Below are 20,662 nucleotides of genomic sequence, written 5' to 3'. Positions count from 1 at the left end.
GACTATTCGAACAGTTGATTCAAGTCTTCTTGAGACAGCTTGACCAAGTCAAAGTCGGAAGGCGTGTAATCTCGTTTTTCTTTCGCGCTGCAATGCGCGATGATTTCTTTCAGCTCTTTCAGGAAGGATGCTATCACCTGCTTCGCAGCATCCGGGTCACACACTTGCGGGTCGAATGTATACGCTACGCGCAATTGACCCCTTACAATCATGGCATCTATTGCGAGAAGACATGTCATCGAATTGCTCTCGCATGTATCTGGTCCCGAGTCTTCATGAGCCCACTCAAAATAGGAGCCGATCGTATTGTCAGCCTCTCCAAGGAAGTTAAAACGGATGTAATCTCTGCTGATGCTCCTATTTACATTCTCCAAGTATTGTATAATGCCGTAATCGAACCCTTTATTAGGGACGGAACGAATTTGTTCTTTAATCGACTTGACGTGATCTGATAAGCGAGAACACTCGCAGATTAGCTCTAAAGGATATAGACTCGTAAACCAGCCTACTGTTCGATCGATGGCTAAGGCTTTTCCGATCTCTTCTCTCCCGTGTCCTTCCACTTCGAGCACAACGCGCTGATTCTCGGCATACGGTTCTAGCGCTCTAGCCAAGGCGGCGAAAATCAATTCCAGCGACTGTGTGCCGTAAGCTCGATTAGCGCTCGTAAGGAGGGAATGCGTATCCTCCGCCGAAAGTAACGCGTGAAGCGTTTCAATCCCCGGGCTCTTCTCTTTCAATCCGCTCTCTGGAAGTCTAGTCGGTTTCTTGGTGGCCATATTGCTCCAATACTCTATAATACTTGACGGTATTGTGGGCTTATACTCGTACAACGCATTTACCCAATCCTGATAGGAATCGGATCTGCGAATATACGCTTGCGAACTCTCGCTTGCTTCATAAGATAAGATCAGGTTCATATCCTCGAGAATAACCCGCCATGATAACCCGTCTACCGCTAGATGATGTGCAGTCAGTAGAAGCCGTTGTTCCCCATCTCCCAAATCATAAAGTCCGGCCTTAAATAATGGCCCTTCTGTAACATTAATGGATGACTTCAACTTTACTGCATAATCTTTAAATAAATCCCACCTGACCTCAGCGGGATAAATCGAGAGATCAACACGATCTACCGAGACCATCCCAGGATCTAAATCCTTGTACTTGAGCATGGATAATGCTTGATCATAGTACAAACGTAGCGAATCATGAGTTTCCATGATGCGTTGAACCGCATGTTCAAGTAGCTCTATATCCATGACACCTAATACCCGAAGCACCACAGATTGATTATAATAATTCACATTCTTTAGACGGTTCGCGAAGAACCAGTTGATGATGGGAGATGATTGGAGCAAGCCATGGGCCGGCTTATATTCCCTATTGTTTTTGTATATCTTTTCAAAAGCAATATCTCCTACAAAACTGGACATCAGAATATCCTTTGGCTTTAAGTAATAACGCCCATCCTCGTTAAACTTCGATGCGATCTGAATCGCCTTTATCGAGTCACCGCCCACGAAATAAAAGTTATCGTTCCATTCCAACGCTTCGATTCCCAATACATCCTTCATGATCCGATGGAGCTGTTGCAACCCCTCATCCTTAGAGTGATTCGTTAATTCGGCGCTCTCTGAATTGGAATCTGGTACAGCCAACGCATCTCTGTCTATCTTACCGTTGATGGTTAGCGGCATTCTGTCCAGCACTACCATCGACTGGGGTATCATGAAACCTGGCAAATATTCGACAAGAAAGTTTTTCAGATCCAACCAAGTTATTTTCCGGCTTCCAACAACGTACAGCACAAGGTATTTATGGCCGTTCGAATTGCTGAATACTTTAACCGCCGCCTCTTTGACGGCTTCATACATGCAAGCCCGGCTTTCAATTTCTCCAAGCTCGATGCGGTAACCGTTTAACTTGATTTGATGGTCTGCTCTCCCGATATATTCCATTTCCCCATTCGGCAACCAGCGGGCAAGGTCGCCAGTCCTGTACATGTTTCGGTCAGGGTCGGTCAAGCTCGGAGTAAACTTGTCTGCGGTAAGTTCCGGTGCGTTAATGTAACCAGAGGCAACTCCATCCCCGGATATGTATATCTCGCCTACGGATCCAAAGGGAACAATACGCTTATCGGAATCGAGCAAAAGAATTTGAACGTTACTAATCGGTTTACCGATCAGAACGGATTCGTTGCATTGCAATTCATTAAATTTATAAATCATGCAGCCTACAACAGCTTCTGTTGGTCCATACTCGTTATAAATCGCTACTCTTCCGCCAGAAGAATCTGTCATAGTCTTTGCCAGGGCTGTTTGGAACATCTCGCCACCCACGACAAAAACGCGTACAGCTGTCTCGGCCAAAGGATAGTCTTGAATTAAAGCCAGATGTGCCGGGGTTATCTTGACTATGCTCGCTCTTCTCTCTTCCAAGATTTGATGCAGTACGAAGCGCTCGGCATCCTGTCTGTAGACGATGACTTCATTGCCCGCGATTAACGGCACAAGCATGGAGGTAATGGTTAAGTCAAAGGCTAAGGAAGTATACAGTGCGAATTTATCGTCTCTATCGGTTATATAGGTTCTCGCCGCCCAAGATACATAATTCACTAGTCCCCGATGATGAACCATTACTCCTTTAGGCGTGCCTGTAGAGCCGGATGTGTATATGATATAGACGAGATCATCCGGGCTGTTCCCCGTCTCCAAATTCGTAGCGTCCCCGCAGAACAAGTCATCGGATTCCAGATGAATGACATCACCCTTGAAGCCGATTCCCCCATCGATATGAACGTTCGTCAGAATAAGATTTGCCCCGCTGTTGTCTAGAATATACTGCATACGCTCCCTAGGATATTCGGGATCAAGAGGGAGATACACGCCGCCTGCTTTCATGACGGCAAGAACAGAAACCACCGTATTCATCGAATGTTCCGCGATCAATGCGACAACTTGCCCCCGTCGGATACCCCTGACTTGTAGGAACCGTGCTAGCTGGTTTGCTCTCGCATTCAATTCTCTATACGTCAAGGATTCATTGCCATGCGTGACCGCGATTCTATCAGGGGTTGCCAGTGTCTGTACTTCCACTAACTGATGGTATAACTTGTCTTTCGGATAATCCGTCTTCGTTAAATTATACTCATACAATAGTTTCCGTTTATCTGCTTCTGAAAGAATATCAATGCTGCGAAGAGACATATACGGGTTAGCGACGATACGTTCAATCAGTTCAATAAGTTGGTTGAATATTAAACGGATTTCTGTCTCCGTATATTCGCAATTCTTATAATCGATATCTAATCGTATCGTCCCGTCCTCGTACCAGTCCTTAATCAAGAAGTGCAACGCGTAGGGTTGCATCTCCGGGAAAAATTCCTCGTTCACGATCTCGACTTGCCCCATACTCGAAGGGAGCTTGGCATTGCTATAATTGACACAATATTGGAATAATTGATCGTAACCTCGGCGTCGAATTTGCAAATCCTCAACTAAGTAATTGTACGGATATCTCTGATGGAAATAACACTTGGTTAAATTCCGCTGAACCTCAACGAAGTAATCTATAATCTGCTTTTCTTCACCTATATGAACATGAATGGGCATTGTACTCGTATACATCCCGATGGTCTTCTTCTCCTTGCCGCCGGAACGGTTCAGAACCGGAATGCCTATGATTACATTGTTTTGCTGCGTAATTCGCGACAGAAACAACGAAATTGCGCCCGTAAAGAACGTATTTAAAGTCAATTTATTTGCTTGTGCAAAATCCGCGATTCGACCAACGTATTCCTGTTTTATAAAGAATGTTAGCCGCTTGGCACTAAAATCTTCGGATGTTCTCATCAGCTGTTCTAGGTCTAAGTTAGCGAACATTTCTCGCCAGAAACGCTTATCCTTCTGATACCGATCGGAATCAAAATATCCCCTCTCAGTTTCAATATAATCGGTATAGCAACCCGCGTTAAGCGTTACAGGTTCCGTATTCAATCCTGCAAGCTCGCTGTACTGCCGAAGAATCTGCTCAGTAAGCAGTTTAAAACTCCAGCCATCTGATATCATGTGATGCATATTAATGAAATAGCCTGTTTCGTGCTGATTAAAACGAATAATCACGAATCGATACATCCGTTCCCGATATATGTCGAATGGTTTCTTTGATTCCTTCTCCACCCAGGTTTCAAAATCCGTTTCCGGAGAAACAGATTTCGAAAAGTCTAGATAAGGGATATCTATATGAGAAAATTCTTCAACATACTGAAATGCTTGGCCTTCTTCTAGAAAGAAACGTGCACGCATTCCGCCCTGATTCCTTATTATGTAATTGATTGCTTCTTTGAGCCAATCAATATTTAAATTTGTACGAAATCGAACTGTCCCGCCTAGATTGTTTATCGGTGTTCCAGGATTCATTTGGTCTATCAGCCAAACCCTCATTTGTGGCTGAGTTAACAGATGATTCATCATATTCACAATCTTAGAATCCTCCTTAGACTCGTATAATTCGCTCTTATTGACCGGTTGTACAATACACTCTTCGTCATATCTTTAAGGTGAGGCATTTGCAGTATTATCGTCATCGCTTAGCCGATCGATAGATACATCGATGCCGGAATCAGCGATTCTAGTTCTACTAAAAACGCTGGGCATATACTGTTTGCGAATGAGAGAGTATCTCATTTCCCTTTTCGGGCTGTATGCCTTCCAGTACTCACCTCTTCTCTTTAGCATTGCTTAAACATGTTAGTTGTGTTGTCGAAAAAAAAACACACACCTCAAGGGTGCATGTCTCTAGATAATAGAATATGTGATGTGACGTCAGTGGGACAAACAGACACAGCTTCGCCCATTCATCCGGTGTAACCGCATTCAATGTAATATACATATGTCCCCTGTTATTAATAACGTGCCGAAACAACGATTATCATAGTAAAACAGGTTGTTGTAATCCCAAATTGTCATTCCAATACAATTTTATACGATTTGTATTAAATTGTAAACCGATAATTTATATTACCTCATTTTACTTATTTAATTTACATTTTCGAATTAAAGTATCTGATTTTAAAGAATAGCTTTTTATTGTTAATCTAATATAGTAGTGTAAATTATAAGAAGGAGGCGTAATACATGCACTGGTATGCACTATTTGTTGAAGCTGGTAAAGAAGAGTTGGTTCAAACATTAATTAACAAGTATATTGATGAGCCCACCGTACGCACTCTTGTTCCAAAGCGAAAACTCTGCGAAAAAAGAAAAGGAGAATTTTTCCATATTGATAAACCATTATTTCCTGGGTATGTATTGATACACACACAAATGAATAATGCTATATATTATAAATTAAAAAAGATACCTAAATATTATAGGTTATTGAATATGTATAAAAACAACGAGACAAACAAACAGATAAATAAAAGAGAAGTACATGATACTGAGCAAAAGCATCTAGAACCTACATACCTTTTTTCAGAAATCAGTGATAACGAAATGTCATTAGTATTACAACTTCTTGGAGATGAACAAGTAATTGATTATTCGAGAGTGTACGTTATAAATTCTAAAGTCATCGTGCAATCCGGTCCTCTAAAAGGAAAAGAGGCAATAATCAAAAAAGTAAATAAACAAAAAAAGAGAGTTAAAATTCTCCTTAATTTTATGGGAAATGAGATAGCAATGGATGTTGGTATCGAATTGTTATCACCAAGAGAATATATTGATCCTACCGGTCCCTGAACCTACAAAAATAATGTCATGTGACACAATATATGAAGCTCGGACACCACTTGACAACCTGTTCGCTCTAAATTCCAAAAAGGCAGCATTGGTTGTGTGAGTGGTTTTCCGTTTTGCCCTTCTTAAGTCACGCTTTGATAAATCGAGACGGCGCTTGATGGAGCTATATCTGCGATTCATCTAGAGAATAACTCACGTTTCTGCAAGTGAATGGTGTGCGTATGCTCAGGTGCAGTACATACTGTAAACCTGTAGTTTGAAAAAGACGACAGGGATAGACGCCACACAAACTATAACCCACATGGCTAGAGGCTTTGTTTTGTGAAATTTGCAGCCATGTAACTGATTTAAATAGTCGAAGGGTAACATCTGATGTGCATTCTTTGAAACGATATAAGAGTAGGAGAAACAGCTCACATACACTCAAACAGCCGACGTGTGCGATACAGTGAAGGTTGTGAAACCGGAGATACTTAACGAGAGGATTAATAGAAAATGCAGGGAAAGGGTTGTTGGGGCTGGCGCGGCTATCGCAACACGCCTGAAAATCAAACGAAAGTTGTTAGCAAATACACGGTAGAAACACTAGCTCCGAGATGCTCGTTAATGCCCTAAAGCAGGCGTCAACCTGATGAACAGTTGGTTAACAAATAAGCCCTGTCCCTAGGAGTGACGCCACGTGTCATGTCCGCTACCGAATTTACTCCCAACATTTCTGTGATTATGGCCGGCCCAACTGTCAACAAACCTAAAGCTTCCAATCTCGTCGTATCTACCATAAGCAATGGAATAATGAAGCGTAATTCAAGCTCGCTTAGTCACTTCTTCGCCTATTATGGTGTTTCAGTGCTTACGCGCCAAGTCTTACTCCCCTCGCAGTATTGGATCTTCAGTTTGGTTCAGTATTAATTTAAAAAAGTCGATTACCGCTGTGCAAAGCTATATCAAAGCATATCTGCCGTTTTTAAGTTGTACACGTCGAGTTATATAACACTGGCTTAATTATTTTCCTAAATACTTGTAGACTGAAGACTCTGCATTATCCTATTAATGGTAGAAAAGTTTTCGAACAACAACTCTTCATCATTGAAAGTCACTTCGAATTCCTCTTCTAGTTTCACAATTAACATGATTGATTTTAAAGAATTCAGCCCAATCGCTTCCAAATTCTCATCTGGCATTATATCATCGCTAATCTCTAGTATTTCCTGCAAATTACTCAATATTTTTAATCTCGTAGCATGTAGATCCATTATAGTCTTCACCTGTCTTTTATGATTTTTCGTCACAGAAACAGCTTGTTGAAGAATTTATGGAACGATACATCATGGGTGGAACTCCATGCCACCTTTTAAATAAGTCTGTAAACTGCGAATTGGATATATAACCAAGCTTTTTAGCAATTTCACCAATAGAATCATTGGATTGCGTCAATAGCTCTGCAGCCTTTATCATTCTAATACTTTGTAAATACTTCATAGGTGAAATTTTGAATACTTTTGAATATGTGTTGCAAAGGTATGTAGGATGACATTGTATGATGTCTGACAATGTATGTAAACAAAGAGGCTGACTATAGTTTTCACGAATATACCTATTGACTTTAATTAACCTACAATCAATTGCCCCAGAGAGATTTTTGCTCATAGAGTATCCATCCATTTATTAGTGTTATAATAATTCTCATGTTGTAGCAACATTACTGGTGGGATTCAACCAGAACTTCACCTTTTCCATGCAATACGTAGCAGGCATTTGCCTTCTCCTTGCTCAGATCTGTACAAAGATAGTCACGGTGCTTGCCTTTAAGAGTAGTTGTTACAGGTAATTACCCAGTTTTATCACCTAGGATCCAGATGGCACTCTGGTCATTATTGCACTGGTTGGTCAATTAGTCACCTGTTTAGCACTCCCTCATTAAAACAGCACCGTTTCTACCAGTTGAACTTTAGGAACCTCAATTCATATATCAGGGTAAAGTTACCATATTTGCTATAATAAAAAAAAATAACTAACCCGTCAAGTTGATTTGGCAATTGTTGTTCCAAGGTAAGGCCCATCACTGTATTTCAAGATATATCTGTGTTTTTTAAGCACATAGTCTCCATAGCATAACAGCTTATATTTTCCGCGTACTGCCGGGAAATTCCTTTGCCATCACCTTCCCAAAATGCTTAGCCTGCGCCATTCTGTACCATACCACATCGTTGATAATTCTTAAGAAACCAGTCTTATCACGGTGTTTGTTACCCCTACCACAGATATAACAAGCTCCATTCTATTTATGTAAATTAGTAAAGCCCGAACGGTAGTATGTTCGGACTTTACTAGGTGAAATATGGATTCAAAACTACTCCCTAACCAACATCGCCACCGACTCCACATGCACCGTATGCGGGAACATATCCACCGGGGTGACCTCCACCGTGCGATAACCTCCATCTTCCAGCACGCGCAGATCACGTGCCAGCGTACTTGGATTACAGCTCACGTACACCACACGTTCCGGCTTCATCTCCAGGATGGTATCGAGCAGACGCGGGTCGCAGCCTTTGCGCGGGGGATCAACAACGATGACATCGGCTTCAATGCCTTGTTCTTTCCAGCGCGGAATGACGTCCTCGGAAGCGCCAACTTCGAATTTGACGTTACGCATCTCGTTCAGCATCGCATTGCTGCGTGCATCCTCAATGGCCTCAGGCACAATCTCTACCCCATACACTTGATCCGCATGTTGCGCCAGGAAAAGAGAGATCGTTCCGATGCCACAATAGGCATCAATTACGGTTTCTTTGCCGCTCAGTCCAGCGTATTCTACCGTTTTTCCATACAGCACTTCAGTCTGTACCGGATTGACCTGGTAGAACGAACGCGGCGATATCGCAAATTGTACATCCCCGATAAAATCATAAATTACATCCCGGCCCCACAGGACACGGGTCTCATCGCCGAAAATAACGTTTGTCTGCTTTTTGTTCACGTTCTGGCAGATGCTCGCCACCTGAGGAATCGCTTCGCGGATACTGCCGATCCACTCGTCTTTATGTTGAATATCCCGGCCATTCGTCACCAGAACGAGCATCATCTCGCCTGTACGGAACGCCTTTTTCACCACGACATGACGCAACAGACCACGGCCTGTTTCTTCGTTGTATGCACTGATGCCGAGGTGGCTGCCGATCTCCTTCACCTTCGCCACGACTTCATCATTATGCTCGTGTTGAATAAGACAGGTCTCCATGTCGATGATTCGGTGACTTCCTTTCGCATAAAAACCGCCCACCAAACCACCTTCGGTTACACCAATCGGCACCTGTGCCTTGTTCCGATAACGCCACGGCTCGTCCATCCCCATCGTTGGCAAGACAAGAATCGCGTGTCCTGTATCTTCTTCGTTCGTCTCATCCTCCACCAACACGTTCAGCTTCCCGATCCGCTGCAAATTATCGATCACAAGCTGACGTTTCCACGCCAGTTGACCAGCGTAGCTCATATGCTGGATCTGGCAACCACCACATTGATCGTAGATCGGACATGGTGCAGATACACGGTCCGGACTGGCTTTGACAATCTCCAGCAGCTTGGCATAGCCATATTGCTTCTTGGTTTTCATAACGCGCACGCGCACCGTTTCCCCAGGAAGAGCACCCTGCACGAATAGTGTGTATCCATCTGCACGGCCTACACCCTCGCCGTCATGGTTCATGCCAATGATCTCAATGACGGTTTCTTCATTTTTGCTAACGGGTAATCCTTCGATTGGTGCGGATTCACGTGCTCTGCCTTTGGAACGCGCACCAGAAAGAGATGCACCGTTTGGCCGCACCTCTTTACCTGACTGACTTGTAGATGGACGAGTTGATTGACTTGGCTGACGGGAAGCTGAAGCCTTCCCTTTCCCTTGAGGAGCAGCCGAATTCCGGCGGTTTTTTCCACGACCGCTGCGGTTCGTATTTGACAACGTACATTCACTTCTTTCTTATATAGTACACCGCCTGCAATGACGGTGAGTTAACCTAAGCTGTTCTGAACTGTTCTGAACTTTTCCGTAATTTTCGTAATCTTAATAAAAGAATTGCCTTCTTCACGCCAAAAATAACGTTCCAAAATTCTAACGAATCTCAGAGAACGTTATTTTAATGTATAAACTTACCGATGGAATAGTTGCAGATGATGCTTTAAATTCGTAAACGTCGCAGGCAACGTGCCGCCCAGCTCACCGTCCAGATTCAGTTGCACATAGCCTGGGGAATTGACTTCCATATGATCTGTCTGGAAATGTAAAACCTTTTTGTCGTTCAGATGCTCTCCGCGTAGCGCCAGAGTAACAAGACGAATCATATCCGCCAGATTACACTTGCGGACACCAATGACATCGAACAACCCATCATCAATGGTTGCCCCCGGAGCCAGCTTCTCGAAGCCGCCAACGGAGTTCGTATTGGCAATGAGGAACAGCATGAATTCATCATGAATTTCTTCCTGACCATTCGCACGAATGATTAATTCCTGCGGGGACAGGCTTGCCATTTTCTCAATCCCCTTCATATAATAGGCCAGTTGCCCGATCATCGTTTTCAAACGACTCGGCACCTCATAGGTCAGTTCAGTTAACGATCCACCACCGGCGATGTTGATAAAATACCTATCGTTTGCCTTGCCGAGATCCAGTGGGCGCGTCTGCTGCTGAATGACCAGGTCCACATAATCTTCCCATTGTCTCGGAATGCCGAGCGCACGCGCAAAATCATTGGTCGTTCCCAGAGGAAACACCCCCAGTGGAGGACGGTTCTCCCGCTCAGCCATACCATTAATGACCTCATACAGCGTACCGTCTCCACCGGCAGCAATAATCATGTCATAACCGCGTTCAATCGCCAGTTCCGCTTCCCGGGTTGCATCACCTTCCCCCGTTGTAGCATGACACGAGGCCTCAATACCGCCCTGATCCAAACGTTGCAAAATATCAGCTAGACGTTTCTTCATTTCTTCCCGGCCTGAAGTCGGATTATATATTAATCGAGCTTTTTTCATCTGATACGCCACCTATTCCACATTATCCATGAGTCCGAATGACCTCATCTTCTTACGCTGCATCAGTCCACCAAGGGGCATCATTTCAATTAACACAACCATGCACTTTCGTTAATCCTGCCCAAACACTATATATAACTATGCCAGAGGAATGACGTCCCATTCCTAAAGCTATTGCTTCTATCATATCATCAAATGTAAAGATGTCCTAGCCTATTCCAGCCGTGATTTTTGCATAAACCCTAACACCCAAAGTCCCTTACCCTAATAAACAAGTCAAAGTCATCTTGAAACCGTTCTCTCCATCTACTTTGGCAAAAAAACCACTGATCTTCCATTCTGCCCGCTTGCACAGGAATTAATCTTGGTACTTTCCACTGTCTACATATAAATATAGTATGACAAAAATATACAGCAAATTTACAAATCTCAATATAAAAATATAACCCGAATCAATATTTTTCCAGTACCATGAATATACAGAACACATCCATACATAACTGACTTCACTCTACTACGTTTACAAAGGAGAATTGCACAATGCAAACAACCAAAAAACTGGTACTGATGCTAATGGTTACCCTCCTCGCCTATTTACCGATAGGCACCGTTGCGGAAGCAGCCGTCATTAATCATGACCAGGTCGTCGGTTTTCAAGAAGTCACACCCGTAACGGCCACGCAAATCACAGCCAAACGTTTTCAACCTTTCCTGAAGGTCTATCATGGATGCGTGCCTTTTCCAGCCGTTGATGCACAAGGCAACACCAGTGCAGGCTTGGCAACGTCAGGATCACACAATGGTGGATGCGGCTCCAATCTGGGTCAGGTCTACTCTCGTTCTGCTTGGCATAATGGAGTGTGGGCGATCATGTACGCATGGTACTTCCCTAAAGACAACCCTTCTCCGGGATTTGGACATCGTCATGACTGGGAAGGCATTGTCGTATGGGTAGACAACCCGGCAGTTGCTAATCCCAAAGTACTCTCGATCGCCTACTCAGGTCATGGACAGTTCACCAAAGTGGCACCAAGCAACAGCAACATGCAGGGCGATCATCCGAAAATCTCCTATAATAGCACCTGGCCGCTCAATCATGAGCTTGGTGTAACCAACGTTGTTGGGGGAACTCAGCCGCTAATCGGTTGGGATGATCTGACTCCAGCTGCGCGTAATGCCCTGAATACAACAGACTTTGGCAGCGCCAATGTACCATTTAACGATAACAACTTTGCGAACAATCTGAATAAAGCCTGGTTTAGATAGTTGGCTGGATAAAAAAATAGATCCCCTTCATGGCTGATAAGCCGCCTGGAGGGGATTTATCTGTATAATATGCCGCGTATGCTGCTTCATATCGCACTCATATCTGAAATGGCAGCTTCAATGAACAAGAGGTCATATGTCGCCCGAACTCCTCCTGCTGCCCTGACACTAAACCTATCTTCATACACCTTGTACATCTGGGTAAACAGAGTTCGTAGACTAACCTCTGGTACTTCAACCGCTTCCGAAGCGCTGGCCCCCATGCCTTTTACCGAGTGCAGAAAATCTCTTGCTGAAGCATATCTCTCGATATGAACCAAACGCTTCTCCCGATAACTCGTAAAACCTGATCTCTCCAGCATAACTCTCCACTCGTTAGCCGAATGAAACGAAAGTCCATGTCGCTGCGGTTGCATTCCGCAGGCTAGATATACCTCATGAAATGCCTCATGCATCTCCCTAAAAGTGTCCGTCCCAAAAGTGGTGAACAGAAGCCTACCTCTTGGACGGAGTATACGTTTCAAGCCGGTCAAGGTCCGTTGAGGATGACGCAACCATTGAAAACAAGCATTGGAAACGATGATATCTACCGAGCATGAAGGGACTTCATGAACCCACCTTTCAATATCAGCCTGCACAAAACGAATTCCTTCTGCCGTACCTTTTCCATCTTCAGCATGCTTTACACGCCGGGATGCCAGACGAATCATTTCGGGTGCAATATCCAAGGCCGTAATACTGGCATCGGACCAATCACGGGCAATCATTTGAGTCAAAACACCTGTACCGCAGCCTACTTCAAGAAAATTCAGTGAATGGCTGAGCGTATTGTTCTTGCCATGTGCAACAATCTCTGCGAGCTGAGCGGCCATCCTTCGCTGAACGTGGGCATGTGCATCATAAGAAGATGCGTTACGATTGAAACGCCGCTGAACATGGATGCTACTGTCGAAGCTCGTTCTATTTTCATCCCAACTCCTGCTTATGCTCATGCCACCACCTCCTCCACTCCTTCTCAATTCTGACTTCCTCACCCAGAAAAACTGCATGTCCCCTATCGTTCAGCGTCACTAACCTAGCTCGCGGTAACCGATCCAATAGTTCCACCCCTGCATCATATGGACAAATTTTGTCCTCATGCCCGTGGAATAAAAGGACTGGACAATCGATTCGAGCAAGATCGGGCAAATGATCCTCATAACGTAAAATCTGAAGCCCTGCCAGTAGCGCTTCTGGTGTCCAGCAACCAGCAGGGAGCAGGCGGTCAGCATACCCCATTTCCCCCTCCCGTGCCGTAAACATCATTTTGCGAAAACGACTCTCCACGTCTGGCTGATAATCCTTGGCTATGTCTCGCATCATCTGCCTGACGTACGCATCGTGCACACCAAGGCTCAGTTCCTTCTTATCCCGAACAAAACGTGCCGTTGCACTAAATAACACCAGCCCATCGGCATAACCTTTGGCTGCCAGTCCAAGAGCAAGTACCGCTCCCAAAGACCAGCCCGAGATGAGTAGCGGGGCGCGAGGCACGTTCTCTCCGCAAGCCCCTTTCAGCACGTGGAACAGTTCCGGCATGCCGATATCGCCATGAGCAGCGCCCTCATGCAATCGACCAGACCGAACTGCCCGAGATAACCACTTAGCGGTTGTTTCTACGATGTCCAGCATGTCTTCGGGAGTACTTACAGCACTGTAATCGAGAGAAAGATGTTGATAATCAGGCAAACGTTCCCGCAGCAAGTCAAACACAGCATCTGTCATACTCCAGCCCGTTAACCATAAAATCGTCCCTTTTTCTTTTTGCTCTACTCGTCGCATGTATTCATTCCGATTGTTCATGATCTGAGCACCCCGAGCTGATCTCCAACTTTCTTAATGAGAGCACTCGCCTGCCTCAACTCATCAAACGTATGCGCCGACGATACAGAAAAACGAATTCGTGCTGTGCCGACTGGCACCGTAGGCGGCCTAATGGCAATCCCTGCAATGCCGACCGCTTCCAGAGCTTCGCTGAATCGAAGTGCACGTTCATTGTCACCAACCATAATCGGCACAATTGGCGAATCTCCTTCCCCTACATGGAATCCTGCATTCGTCAATGCGGAACGAAACATTTCACTGGTCGAACGGAGATGATTACGGCGCCAATGCTCCGTCTGTACCAAATGTAATGCCGTCATAATTCCTGCCAAAAGCGAAGGTGGAAGCGCCGTAGAATAGATAAGCGGTCTGACTTTATTCATAAGATATCGTATTAATACGTTGTTACCAGATGCATAAGCTCCATATATACCGAAGGCTTTGCTGAATGTCCCGATATGCACATCTACATGGCGATGCAGTCCCAACTCATGACACAGCCCTTCTCCCTTTTCCCCGTAAACACCTCCACTATGTGCCTCATCCACCATCAGCATAGCGTCATATCGCCGTTTGAGTTTCACCAGTTCATGCAACCGTGCCCGATCCCCATCCATGGAAAACAGTGCATCCGTGACAATCAGCTTACGCCCTTTGTCCCGATGTTTGTGCAACAGAGCCTCCAGATGCTCCAGATCGTTATGCCGATATCTGGCATGATCCGCACGGCTTAACACAGTACCATCAACGATGCTGGCATGATTGTACTGATCGCTAAAAACGATATCTCCTCGCCCCGTAAGCGCTGCAATGACACCTGAATTCGCCATATAACCATTGGCAAAAACAAGAGAGGCTTCCGCCTGCTGCCAAGACGCCAGCACTGCTTCCAGACGGCCGTATACTGAACGATTACCCGTGACAAAACGAGAAGCACCGGAGCCTGCACCTTCAACCTGAAGTGCTTCACAAATGGCTTGAATAATATCAGGATGCCCTGCAAGTCCCAAATAGTTATTGGAAGCCAGATCAAGTAAGCTATTCCCTCCTCTTACAATATGACCAGGACGTTCAGGAGACTTAGTACTATCGCGTAAATGACGTTGATTTGAGGCGTGAGCCAGTTTCTCAAGTTCATTTTCCATCCAGTTCATATTTATCGGCACCACCCTGCAAAGCATTGAGTTCAATCTCAAACCCCAAATCCTCAATCATCTGATGATCATTCGTAATGTCCTGACCTACTGTCGTCAAATAATCCCCCACAAAGATCGAATTGGCCGCATACAGCGCCAAAGGTTGCAATGAACGCAAACTAATCTCACGTCCTCCTGCTACACGAATTTCTTTGGATGGACAGATCAATCGAAATAATGCCAGAACCTTAAGCGCTCTCATCGACGTTGTACGTGAAGCCCCTTCCATAGGTGTACCGGGGATTGCATTTAAAAAGTTAACCGGAATCGAATCCACATCAAGCTCTCGCAGTGCAAAAGCCATCCCTACAATGTCTCGCTGACTCTCGCCCATGCCGATAATAACACCGGAGCAAGGAGACATGCCGGAAGTTCTGGCCTTCTCTACAGTTTCAACCCGCTGGTCATACGTATGTGTTGTCGTAATGGACGGATAGTTATCTCGGCTTGTATTCAGATTGTGGTTGTAACGATGCACCCCTGCTTCAGCCAAACGTTCTCCCTGCCCCTCCTTTAAGATGCCAAGGCAAGCACAGATTTTAAGGGGTAGCGTTGCACGGATTTCTTTTACAGCGTCGATGACCTGCTCCAGTTCGTGATTTGTCGGTCCTTTTCCTGATGCAACGATACAATATGTACCCGCTTGGCGAGCCATTGCTTCCTGTGCACCTGCCAGCAGCGTTTCCTTATCTAGCAGACTGTATTTCGGAATAGATGCGCTGGATCGGATGGATTGAGAGCAGTACCCGCAATCTTCCGGACACAACCCGCTCTTGGCGTTGATAATCATATTCAGCTTTACTTTATTGCCATAAAAGTGTTTTCTTACGAGATAAGCCGCATGCAGGAGTGGCAGTACCTCATCATTAGCCGCATCCAGAACAGCAACTCCTTCCTCTACTGTCAGGCATTCGCCTTTCAAAGATTTTCTGGCAAGGGATGCCCAGTCTGTATCTTTAGGAGCTATGCTCATATTCATCGATATTCCTCCATTTTCTGAATGGTCAAAGCATCTCTGACGGGAGAAAGGTTGATCGTTGCCTGAACCGCATGGATTAACCTCTTGGAATCAATCTCTCCTGTAAGCTCGGGAAAATGTCCCAGACAAGGAATGCCGCTGTAGTGTTCAATGATTCTCCCGTTTGTCTCCAAGCTTGGGTCAAGGCACAACTCACCTGAGAGACCGTCATTCAGAATGAAACCTAGAATTGAAATTCCGCGGCGCTCTAAGTATTCCATCGTAAGCAACGTATGATTGATCGTACCTAGCCCTGATCTTGCAACGATTAGTACCGGAGTCTGAAGTTCGGCTATCAGATCAGTTGTCAGGGCATCTTTCGTTATTGGAACCGCTACTCCGCCTGCCCCTTCAATAAAAACGGAATCATATCGATGAAGTATCGATTCCCCGGCACTGAGGATATCCTGTAACGTAATGTTCAATCCCGTCTGTTTTGCAGCAAGCATGGGTGCAAGTGGAGCCTCAAATGTGAACGAGGCAATATCCTCCGCGTCCGAATCCATCCCCGTGTATTTCAGCAAAAGCTCTGCATCTGTTGTGCCTTCACCCGCAAGTCCACCGGTCTGGACCGGTTTCCAAACGCCGACGTTTCCCCCTTCCGCACGAAGCGCGGCAACAAGCGCACCTGTTATTACCGTTTTGCCTACACCCGTATCGGTACCTGTTACGAATAACCCTTGTGTTCCATTCATCTCTACCGACCACCTTCGGTGACATCGATAATGGCTTTCATCAGAATATCGGTCATCGCATCCAGTTCTGCATCGGTGCTGGCAAGCGGAGGCATGAACACCACGACATGGCCTAAGGGTCTCGTCAGCATCCCCAGTTCCCGGGCACGCCCGGTTACACGAACGCCGATGCGTTCTGCCCATTCATACGCTTGCCGGGTGGACTTGTCCTTCACCAGTTCAATGCCCACCATCAGTCCCTTTTGCCGGATCTCTCCGACATGCGGAGCATCCTGAATGGCACGAAGTTTGTGCTCAACCAACAGTGCTTTCCTCTTTACACCCTCTAACATATGGTGATCTTCAAATCGTTTCAGGCTTGCCAGCGCGACTGCACACCCGAGCGGATTACCTGTAAACGAATGACCGTGAAAGAACGTTTTCTGCTTTTCATAATCCGCGTAAAAAGCACGATACACCTCTTCGGTTGCCAATGTAGCTGCTACAGGCAAATAACCGCCAGTCAGCCCCTTCCCAACTACCATCAGGTCAGGGGACACTTCTTCATGATCACAAGCAAACATCATGCCTGTCCTCCCAAAGCCTGTAGCCACCTCGTCAGCGATAAACAGTACGTTATACTCCCGGCATAATGTCGCCATCTCGCGCAGACAGCCTTCGGGCATAACGATGATGCCACTTGCGCCTTGAACGATCGGCTCGACAATCATCGCCGCAATTTCATGTGCACTCGTTTCAAGAATCTTGCGTAGCTCAGACAGGGTAGCTTCCTTTGCTCCATGTGCACCACTCTCATGTCGATAAGCGTATGGATAGGGGATGACATAAGACGGAAACAGCATCGGTCGAAATACGTCATGATACAACGGAATGGCACCTACGCTCACTGCGCCAATGGTGTCCCCATGATAAGCCTGATTCATGGTGATGAATTTGGTTTTGGAGGTCTTCCCGAGATTCATCCAATATTGAAAAGCCATTTTGACTGCAATTTCCACCCCGGTTGCGCCTGCATCAGAATAAAATACTTTCGTCAATCCGTGAGGTGTAATCTCTACAAGTTTCTCGGCCAGCTCAATTGCAGGGATATTAGCCATGCCAAGCAGTGTGGAATGTGCTACTCGTCCCAATTGTGCAGTGACGGCCTCATTCAGCTCCGGCACATTGTGCCCATGCACATTAAGCCAAACCGAAGAAAAACCATCGTAGTAAGCCCTCCCCTGTACGTCATACAACATAACACCTTCGCCTCGTTCAATGATTAGGGGATCAGACTGGTTGTAATCCTTCATTTGAGTAAAAGGATGCCAGACATGAGCCTTGTCTAAGGCTACAAGCCGTTCATATGGTGTCATCGTGCAGCTCCTTTCCATCAAAATCATCTAATTAATTCAATTGTTAACCAAAATAACTTTTATGGTTAACAATTAAGACATGCACATCTTATCAAACAAATTCTCCGCTGTAAAGAGAGTTTTACATTCTCCATGTGGCCTGTAGAGCGAAATAAAGGCCGCAATAAAACAAAAAAAAAAACGGCATCTCTGCCGTTTTTTATCATGAATGAATTTAAAGTAGAATCCAACTTTAATGCTATTTAACTTTTTACAGCCCCATCACACTTCTCCAGCAAAAACTGAATCTGGCGTTCCAGCCACTGTCCGAGCAAAGGATGAGGCAACAACGTTTCCCCACTATATGCGTATTCCAACTCTTTAAGCCGACCTGGAATAACATGCTGGGTAAAATAACCGGCACTCAAAAACAGCGGTGCCACGATTACGCGACTGCCACGCTCTTCGCTCCAGTATTTCGCCTTGTCATACACACTTTCCGGATTAAGCAAAGCATAGTCCGTGTGTGCGACTCCACTGATTTGCTGCACTCGTTCCGCAAGCGAAGAAATGCCTGCTTCCCAGCGCTGGCGGAATCCATCGTGGATACTGCCATGTCCGACAAGCAGAATCGTTTCCTGCTCAGGTTGCTCTGATAATGACCGAACCTTGTCCCATACCATCACTGCAATATCAGGATCATTATCTACCGGATAGCCAAAATGTACCCGCGCCCTCACCTCAAATGGTTCAAGATCGGTTTCACGCTCAGGTGCATCCTTCGCCCCAATCGCATATTCGATCTCATCCACATGGGTGCTACCAGAGGAAACAAACAACGGTACAACCAACAAATCGGTTACACCTTGCGCCTCCAGTCGGTTAATACCGTCCTGAATTAAACGCCCATCCACCAATTCCAGAAATCCAGCTTCAACGGGTAACGGATCAGGCAGATTCAACCGGGAAATCGCGTCATCGACGGATTCCACCCAGGTTTTCTCCTGAGAACCGTGACTAATGATGAGTACACCCGGCTTCTTCATGACTTAGCGCCCCAGGCGTTCCAGCGTCATTTTATAACCGTCATTCCCGTAATTCAGACAACGTTTAACACGCGAAATTGTAGCCGTGCTCGCGCCTGTCTCTGCTTCAATCTGGTTATACGTGTTGCCTTTGCCAAGCATACGTGCTACTTCCAGCCGCTGGGACATGGATTGAATCTCGTTCACTGTGCAGAGGTCATCAAAAAAGACATAACACTCTTCAATATCCTTAAGTGTCAGGATTGCCTCAAATAGTTGTTCAATGCTTTTATCATTTAGCTTTTTCAGCTGCATTTTATCATCATCCCCTAGCGGTTACTGTGTACATCCATTGTACCTAGCCTGAGTTGGTATTTCAAGCGTTAACGATTTCACGCACTACAGAACAAAAACACATGTTACCGCTTACAAAACATACTATTGTCCTCCACAGACGGACATCGAGCATAAAAACTGTGATAATTGCCCCTTTAGGGGTGAACATTTCCGATTATTTATCTAGGATTTTATACCTGTTAATTGTTACAAATTTGTGTCCAAAATTCATTTTTCTTCCTAAAAACCATCTTATAGACTCAGGCATGCCGTGCGCCCATTTCCGCAAATATCCCGTTTTCCGTGATACCCGCCTACGCCGCCTCTCCGCGAATGACATACAGTATATCAAAAGGGAGTTCCACCCTGCTTGTTATACCATGATTTTTACAGGATTGATTTCTCGGTGGAACGCAATTCCGAAAAATCTAATATAGAAGGAACGTGATCGTTCATGCCACAGCATTACTATCATCGCCCGCCAGGAACAAGGCAACGTCCGGCTCCTCAAGGCCATCAGCAGGCTCGCACCTCGGCCTATGCACCGTATGCAAATGTGCCACGCTCTCTCAATGAAGCACAGATCCAGCCGATGTACCCTGGTGTTCATCCGACATACCCGGGCTTCGCCGAGGTTGAAGCATCCGGCCTTGTGCCCTATGGGCAGGGCGCACCCGGCGGAGGAGTTTATGGAAGCGACGTCGTCCCCGTTACTCCAGTCGTTCCGGCTCAAACACCTGCCTCTTCGGGCAGCTCAGGCTTTTCCCTCGCTAACTTAGGTGAATTAAAAGGCATGATTGACCGCTTCGGCGGCATTGACGGCATTATGAGCGGCGTGGCCAAAATGCAAAAGGTCGTTGGCGGTATTCAGCAGATGGCCCCGATGATGAAACTGGTGATGGGCATTCTGCCTTTTGGAAAAAATAAAAACAGTAGCAGCGAAGCCGACGCTGATTATGAAGAATACTCGAAACCTCGCCCGCGCAAACGCCGCAAAAAAACAACAGGCACACAGCGGAAACGCACCGCTTCCCCGGCTCGCCGGAAAAACGCAACATCTAAACCACGTCCCAAAAGACGCAAAAGTTAACTCTATTCAGGCACTCCCTTCATGAAGGCGGGTGCCTGAACCCTTTTGAGCAACTAACACCAAG

The 20,662-nt window shown here is 45.7% G+C and carries 16 protein-coding genes; 3 read left to right on the top strand and 13 right to left on the bottom strand.

The genetic code is table 11. The annotated features are described in order from the left end of the window. Nucleotides 1-2 precede the first annotated feature (2 nt). Nucleotides 3-4,469, bottom strand: a complete 4,467-nt coding sequence (locus Q9R46_RS21705) for an amino acid adenylation domain-containing protein (protein WP_311281843.1) — start codon at nucleotides 4,467-4,469, stop codon at nucleotides 3-5. A gap of 666 nt (nucleotides 4,470-5,135) precedes the next feature. Here Q9R46_RS21705 and loaP point away from each other — a divergent pair. After that, nucleotides 5,136-5,741 (top strand): antiterminator LoaP, encoded by a 606-nt coding sequence (gene loaP / locus Q9R46_RS21700; protein WP_311281727.1) that lies wholly within the window; start codon nucleotides 5,136-5,138, stop codon nucleotides 5,739-5,741. A 1,010-nt stretch (nucleotides 5,742-6,751) separates the two neighbouring features. On the opposite strand, the gene Q9R46_RS21695 is transcribed toward loaP, so the two are convergent. The 4 genes from Q9R46_RS21695 to Q9R46_RS21685 form a co-directional block, all read right to left on the bottom strand. Further along, nucleotides 6,752-6,994 carry an acyl carrier protein gene (locus Q9R46_RS21695; protein ID WP_311281726.1) on the bottom strand — a complete coding sequence of 81 codons (243 nt, stop codon included), beginning with the start codon at nucleotides 6,992-6,994 and terminating at the stop codon, nucleotides 6,752-6,754. Between the two features lie 19 nt (nucleotides 6,995-7,013). Then, nucleotides 7,014-7,388: a helix-turn-helix domain-containing protein gene (locus tag Q9R46_RS28610; protein WP_397386400.1), complete on the bottom strand. Its 375-nt coding sequence runs from the start codon at nucleotides 7,386-7,388 to the stop codon at nucleotides 7,014-7,016. A gap of 703 nt (nucleotides 7,389-8,091) precedes the next feature. After that, nucleotides 8,092-9,702, bottom strand: coding sequence for a 23S rRNA (uracil(1939)-C(5))-methyltransferase RlmD (gene rlmD / locus Q9R46_RS21690; protein ID WP_311281725.1), 1,611 nt, complete (start codon nucleotides 9,700-9,702; stop codon nucleotides 8,092-8,094). Between the two features lie 188 nt (nucleotides 9,703-9,890). Then, nucleotides 9,891-10,775: a diacylglycerol kinase gene (locus Q9R46_RS21685; RefSeq protein ID WP_311281724.1), complete on the bottom strand. Its 885-nt coding sequence runs from the start codon at nucleotides 10,773-10,775 to the stop codon at nucleotides 9,891-9,893. 567 nt (nucleotides 10,776-11,342) lie between these two features. Between Q9R46_RS21685 and Q9R46_RS21680 the strand changes: the two genes are divergently transcribed. Further along, on the top strand, nucleotides 11,343-12,041 hold the full coding sequence (locus Q9R46_RS21680; protein ID WP_244159393.1) for an NPP1 family protein: 699 nt from the start codon (nucleotides 11,343-11,345) through the stop codon (nucleotides 12,039-12,041). Nucleotides 12,042-12,127: 86 nt separating this feature from the next. Here the strand turns inward: Q9R46_RS21680 and bioC are convergent, their stop codons facing one another. The 8 genes from bioC to Q9R46_RS21640 all read right to left on the bottom strand — a co-directional run bounded on the left by bioC (nucleotide 12,128) and on the right by Q9R46_RS21640 (nucleotide 19,487). Further along, nucleotides 12,128-13,033 (bottom strand): malonyl-ACP O-methyltransferase BioC, encoded by a 906-nt coding sequence (gene bioC / locus Q9R46_RS21675; RefSeq protein WP_311281723.1) that lies wholly within the window; start codon nucleotides 13,031-13,033, stop codon nucleotides 12,128-12,130. Beyond that, a complete protein-coding gene (locus Q9R46_RS21670; protein WP_311281722.1) occupies nucleotides 13,008-13,883 on the bottom strand; it encodes an alpha/beta fold hydrolase in 876 nt (291 codons plus the stop codon). The genes bioC and Q9R46_RS21670 overlap by 26 nt, the downstream gene beginning before the upstream one ends. Beyond that, a complete protein-coding gene (gene bioF / locus Q9R46_RS21665; RefSeq protein WP_311281721.1) occupies nucleotides 13,880-15,058 on the bottom strand; it encodes an 8-amino-7-oxononanoate synthase in 1,179 nt (392 codons plus the stop codon). Before bioF ends, Q9R46_RS21670 begins: the two co-directional genes overlap by 4 nt. Then, a complete protein-coding gene (gene bioB / locus Q9R46_RS21660) occupies nucleotides 15,039-16,073 on the bottom strand; it encodes a biotin synthase BioB (RefSeq protein ID WP_311281842.1) in 1,035 nt (344 codons plus the stop codon). Before bioB ends, bioF begins: the two co-directional genes overlap by 20 nt. Nucleotides 16,074-16,075: 2 nt before the next feature. After that, complete coding sequence (gene bioD / locus Q9R46_RS21655) at nucleotides 16,076-16,813, bottom strand: dethiobiotin synthase (protein ID WP_311281720.1); 738 nt, start codon at nucleotides 16,811-16,813, stop codon at nucleotides 16,076-16,078. Nucleotides 16,814-16,815: 2 nt separating this feature from the next. Beyond that, nucleotides 16,816-18,168, bottom strand: coding sequence for an adenosylmethionine--8-amino-7-oxononanoate transaminase (bioA, locus tag Q9R46_RS21650; protein WP_311281719.1), 1,353 nt, complete (start codon nucleotides 18,166-18,168; stop codon nucleotides 16,816-16,818). Between the two features lie 242 nt (nucleotides 18,169-18,410). Next, on the bottom strand, nucleotides 18,411-19,193 hold the full coding sequence (locus Q9R46_RS21645; RefSeq protein WP_311281718.1) for a sirohydrochlorin chelatase: 783 nt from the start codon (nucleotides 19,191-19,193) through the stop codon (nucleotides 18,411-18,413). Nucleotides 19,194-19,196: 3 nt separating this feature from the next. Beyond that, entirely contained in the window at nucleotides 19,197-19,487 is a 291-nt protein-coding gene (locus Q9R46_RS21640) for a YerC/YecD family TrpR-related protein (RefSeq protein WP_017690665.1), read from the bottom strand. Nucleotides 19,488-19,962: 475 nt separating this feature from the next. Between Q9R46_RS21640 and Q9R46_RS21635 the strand changes: the two genes are divergently transcribed. Next, nucleotides 19,963-20,598 (top strand): tyrosine protein kinase, encoded by a 636-nt coding sequence (locus tag Q9R46_RS21635; protein WP_311281717.1) that lies wholly within the window; start codon nucleotides 19,963-19,965, stop codon nucleotides 20,596-20,598. The last annotated feature ends 64 nt before the right edge of the window (nucleotides 20,599-20,662 follow it).

The sequence above is a fragment of the Paenibacillus sp. RRE4 genome, assembly GCF_031844205.1.
GTDB lineage: Bacteria > Bacillota > Bacilli > Paenibacillales > Paenibacillaceae > Paenibacillus > Paenibacillus xylanexedens_B.
Note: the sequence above shows the minus strand (reverse complement) of the source record. Positions and strands in the feature narration are given on the sequence as shown.

Excerpts from the sequence above, each read along its gene's own strand:
- Q9R46_RS21705 (WP_311281843.1), bottom strand. The coding sequence starts at position 4,469 with ATGAATCATCTGTTAACTCAGCCACAAATGAGGGTTTGGCTGATAGAC.
- loaP (WP_311281727.1), top strand. The coding sequence starts at position 5,136 with ATGCACTGGTATGCACTATTTGTTGAAGCTGGTAAAGAAGAGTTGGTT.
- Q9R46_RS21695 (WP_311281726.1), bottom strand. The coding sequence starts at position 6,994 with ATGGATCTACATGCTACGAGATTAAAAATATTGAGTAATTTGCAGGAA.
- Q9R46_RS28610 (WP_397386400.1), bottom strand. The coding sequence starts at position 7,388 with ATGAGCAAAAATCTCTCTGGGGCAATTGATTGTAGGTTAATTAAAGTC.
- Q9R46_RS21685 (WP_311281724.1), bottom strand. The coding sequence starts at position 10,775 with ATGAAAAAAGCTCGATTAATATATAATCCGACTTCAGGCCGGGAAGAA.
- Q9R46_RS21680 (WP_244159393.1), top strand. The coding sequence starts at position 11,343 with ATGCTAATGGTTACCCTCCTCGCCTATTTACCGATAGGCACCGTTGCG.
- bioC (WP_311281723.1), bottom strand. The coding sequence starts at position 13,033 with ATGAGCATAAGCAGGAGTTGGGATGAAAATAGAACGAGCTTCGACAGT.
- Q9R46_RS21670 (WP_311281722.1), bottom strand. The coding sequence starts at position 13,883 with ATGAACAATCGGAATGAATACATGCGACGAGTAGAGCAAAAAGAAAAA.
- bioF (WP_311281721.1), bottom strand. The coding sequence starts at position 15,058 with ATGAACTGGATGGAAAATGAACTTGAGAAACTGGCTCACGCCTCAAAT.
- bioB (WP_311281842.1), bottom strand. The coding sequence starts at position 16,073 with ATGAGCATAGCTCCTAAAGATACAGACTGGGCATCCCTTGCCAGAAAA.
- bioD (WP_311281720.1), bottom strand. The coding sequence starts at position 16,813 with ATGAATGGAACACAAGGGTTATTCGTAACAGGTACCGATACGGGTGTA.
- bioA (WP_311281719.1), bottom strand. The coding sequence starts at position 18,168 with ATGACACCATATGAACGGCTTGTAGCCTTAGACAAGGCTCATGTCTGG.
- Q9R46_RS21645 (WP_311281718.1), bottom strand. The coding sequence starts at position 19,193 with ATGAAGAAGCCGGGTGTACTCATCATTAGTCACGGTTCTCAGGAGAAA.
- Q9R46_RS21640 (WP_017690665.1), bottom strand. The coding sequence starts at position 19,487 with ATGCAGCTGAAAAAGCTAAATGATAAAAGCATTGAACAACTATTTGAG.
- Q9R46_RS21635 (WP_311281717.1), top strand. The coding sequence starts at position 19,963 with ATGCCACAGCATTACTATCATCGCCCGCCAGGAACAAGGCAACGTCCG.